3 protein-coding genes are annotated in these 3441 nt (G+C 71.4%); 1 reads left to right on the forward strand and 2 read right to left on the reverse strand.

Translation table 11 applies throughout. The annotated features are described in order from the left end of the window. Window positions 1-249 precede the first annotated feature (249 nt). Complete coding sequence (locus HUU95_RS11540) at window positions 250-1680, forward strand: tetratricopeptide repeat protein (protein ID WP_174280240.1); 1431 nt, start codon at window positions 250-252, stop codon at window positions 1678-1680. Between the two features lie 230 nt (window positions 1681-1910). Here HUU95_RS11540 and HUU95_RS11545 read toward each other — a convergent pair whose 3' ends face one another. Next, on the reverse strand, window positions 1911-2759 hold the full coding sequence (locus HUU95_RS11545; protein ID WP_174280241.1) for a peptidyl-prolyl cis-trans isomerase: 849 nt from the start codon (window positions 2757-2759) through the stop codon (window positions 1911-1913). Between the two features lie 17 nt (window positions 2760-2776). After that, on the reverse strand, window positions 2777-3441 hold a 665-nt coding region (epsI, locus tag HUU95_RS11550; RefSeq protein ID WP_254602761.1), incomplete at its 5' end, for an exosortase-associated protein EpsI, V-type.

Genomic DNA, 3441 nt, shown 5'->3' on the forward strand with positions numbered 1-3441 from the left:
ACGCCCGGCCTGCGCCGTCGCGGGCCCCGCCACGATGGCTGCGGCGCCCACCAACACCGCTGTCGCCCAACACACCCGCACACTAGTCTCCCTCTGATCGCGGGCTTCTTAACCGCAAGCATCTTCCGCCGCTATGTCAAAAGAGGGTTAAGCAACCCAACCCCGCCGTGACGCTTTCCAGCGCGGCGGTTCGCCACTAGCAACCACGCGGTCGGGCGCGAGATCGGCGCCATCCCGAGAGCAGCAACCATGGCCGGCCATCGTCTCCCTTCCGCTTCAGTCGCGCTGCTGCTCGCGCTCGCCGCGTCCGCCTGCTCCTCGCGCGACGATCGCGCCGCCGCGGCGGCCGCGATCGCCACCGCCGATCTCCAGAGCGGCCAGCTGCAGGCGGCGCGCTTCCAGATTGGCCGGGCGCTGGCGGCGCGCGACGACATCAGCGACTATTGGCTGCTGTCCGGCCGGATCGGCTTGGCGCAACAGCAATATTCGGTCGCCTATGACGCCTATGAGAGTGCGGTGACGCTGGATCACAGCAACGTGGAAGGCTTGACCCGGCTCTGCCAGCTCGCCGTCAGCAGCGGCCAGGCCGGGCGGGCGGAAAACTATGCCGAGCAACTCGCACTGCTGCGCCCCGGCGACATCAACGCGGTCAATGTCAAGGCGGCGTTGGCGCTCGAGCGGGGCGACAAGCCCGCGGCCGCCGCGCTGGTCGATCAGGTGCTGAAAACGTCGCCGAACGACGCCTCGGCGCTGATCACGCGAGCGCGCCTGCTCGTCGCGGACGAGGATTATGCAAGGGCGGCGCAGGCGGGCGAGGCATCGCTCGACGGGCCCGGCGACCCGACCGGCCGGCTGCTCCTGCTGAAGGACGTGTATCTGAAGTCAGCCGACGCGGCGGGCTATCGGCGGACGATCGCGCGGCTGGCGCGCGCCTCGCCGCGATCGGTGCCGGAGCAGCTCGATTATGCGCGCTCCCTGTACGAAACCGGCGACGCCGCCGGCGGCTTCGCGGTGACCCGGCGAACGCTGGCGATCGCGCCCGACGACATCGCCGGCGCCGACCGGGTGCTGCACCTCTGGGCGGCGCAGGGTGTGGGCGCGATGCCGGCCGACGCCCTGACCGCGCCCACCGGCAACCTCCCGCTTCAGGCGCGCGCGGCCTATGCAAGCCAGGCCAACGCCATCGGCCGACCGGACCTCGCGTTGCGCATCCTGGGCGATGCCGCCGCGCTCGATCCGCCCGGCACCGCGACCAACAACGTCAAGGTCGCCCGAGCGGAGGCGCGGCGGCGGCAGGGACAGCCCCAGGTCGCGGCCACTATCCTCGCCGCCGTCCTCGCCAACGACCCCGATCAGCCGCGCGCGCTGGTCTCCCGCGCCGCGTTGCGCGCGGGCAGTGGCGACTGGGGCGGCGCGACCGAGGACCTGCGTCATGCGCTGGCGGCCGATCCGGACAATGCCGACGCGCGGCTGAACCTGGCGGACTTGCAGCTTGCCCATGGCGATCCGGTGCTCGCCGCCAGCACGTTGCGCGATGGCCTGACCGAGGCGGGCGCCGATCCACGGCTCGCGTCGCGCCTGGTGGCGATGCTACGCCAACAGGGTCGCCCGGCCGACGCGGCCGCCGTCATCGACGGCGACCGCCGCCTCAATCCGTTCCGTGCCCACCCGCCGGGCTGATCGCCGGCGTCGGGTCCAGCCGAATCGAAGCGGCTCGCCCCGCCGGTGCCGCATGGGCCGGAGTCAGGGCTGATCCAGGATCATCCCCCCCTGCCAGGGGAGGAAATCTGGTCCAACGGGTTGAACCAGCCGCCTCCCCGGCAAAGGCCGGGGCCAGTCACGACCGATCAGACTGGGCCCGGCGTACACCCGGGGGGGAGGGCGTCAGTTCTCCCGGGCCACGCCCTGGCTCAGGACGCGGGCGGCGCCGAACCGGCCTTGGGCGGCGCGAAGCCGGGCGCGTAGGTGATCTGGGCGGCGCCGCGCGCCTGCTGGACCTGCTTGCGCATCGCCTGCTCGACGGATTGGCGGCGCAGCAGCTCGATCGCGGCGGGTTGCGCCTGCTGCGGATCGACCGGCACCGGCTCCGTCGACCGGATCACATTGACGATCAGCTGGCCGTTCTGCGGGACGATGAACGGCTGCCCCGACGGCAGCGAGCCGATCCTGGCCGCGATCGCCGGTGGCAGCGCCGCCGTGTCGAGCTGGCCGGTGCCGCGCTGGAAGGCGATGCCCGCGTCCTTCAGCACCGCTTCCACCTCCGCCATCGTCTTGGTCGGCCTGAGCTTGGCCTCCAGCGCCGGGTCCGATCCAGACCGGAACGCCAGCTGATCCAGCTGATAGCGTTTGCGACCCGCGAACAGCGACGGGTTCTGCGTGATGAACTGTCCGGCCGCTGTCGCGTCCGGCAGCGGAACGCTCTTGGCGGCGTTGCTGGCCAGCATCTCGATCAGCACCGCGTCCTGCGCGCGCTGGACCTGGGCCAGATAGGTCGGCGACTTGGTCAGGCCCTGATCCTTGGCCCTGCCGACCAGCAGCTTGCGATCGATCACCCGCTGCAGCAACTGCGCCGTCACCGCCTTGCCATTGGCCCCCGGCGGCACCTGCTGCCCATTCAGCTCGGCGTTGAGCTGCTGCTGCGTGATCTCCTCGCCATTGACCACGGCCACCACTTGGCCGCCGACCTTCTTGCCGCATCCGCCCAGCATCAGGGCCGCGGCCGTGCCCAATGCCAGACCCGCCCTATTTACCCGCTTCATGTTCCATCCTCTCCGGATCATCGAATCGCCGCGCCCGCCGACGGGCCGAGCAGCACCTGGCGCATCTGTGGGCCAACGGCCGCGTACAGGTCGCGGGCGAACGCATCCAGCATCGGCGTCACGACGCCGCTCGCGACGCTGGACACGCGCACCAGCACGCCGTCCGGCACGACGCCCGTGAAATTCTCCGCCGCCACCGCGCTGTGCTCCGCGGCCCAGCTGGTCGGGAAATGAGAGCCCAACCGCGTCCAGTAGATCAGCTGCTCGCGCCGCACCTCCGTCTCGGCGAGGATGGCGCGCGTCGGCACCGCCACGCCCGGCGCGATCGCGACCCGATGGGGCTCGTTGCTTGTCAGCCGATAGCCCGACGCCGGGTAGCAGACCTCCGGCCGATGCACCTGGACGGTGCCGTCCTGCGCGCCGCTATAGGCGATCAACAGCATGACGGCCGCGCCGCCCTGGGCGGCATAGGTCCGGGTCAGCAGCTGGCTGTACAGCTTGTCGCGCAGCTGATCCTCCGGCGGAAGCACCAGCCCGCTTGCGGTATCGAAGGCCCAGCGCCCGAACTCCTTGGGCACCAGATCGTCCAGCTTGGCGCGGCCGAGCAGGTTTTCGGTGCGGTGCGGCTGCATCGCCCAGCCCGCGCCCGCCGCCAGCGCCAGCGCGCCGCCGATCAGCGCCT

Source organism: Sphingomonas bacterium, from assembly GCF_903643065.1.
GTDB lineage: Bacteria > Pseudomonadota > Alphaproteobacteria > Sphingomonadales > Sphingomonadaceae > Sphingomonas.

What these genes read in the sequence shown, in the direction of transcription:
- HUU95_RS11545 (WP_174280241.1), bottom strand. Translation starts at nt 2,759, where the DNA reads ATGAAGCGGGTAAATAGGGCGGGTCTGGCATTGGGCACGGCCGCGGCC.
- HUU95_RS11540 (WP_174280240.1), top strand. Translation starts at nt 250, where the DNA reads ATGGCCGGCCATCGTCTCCCTTCCGCTTCAGTCGCGCTGCTGCTCGCG.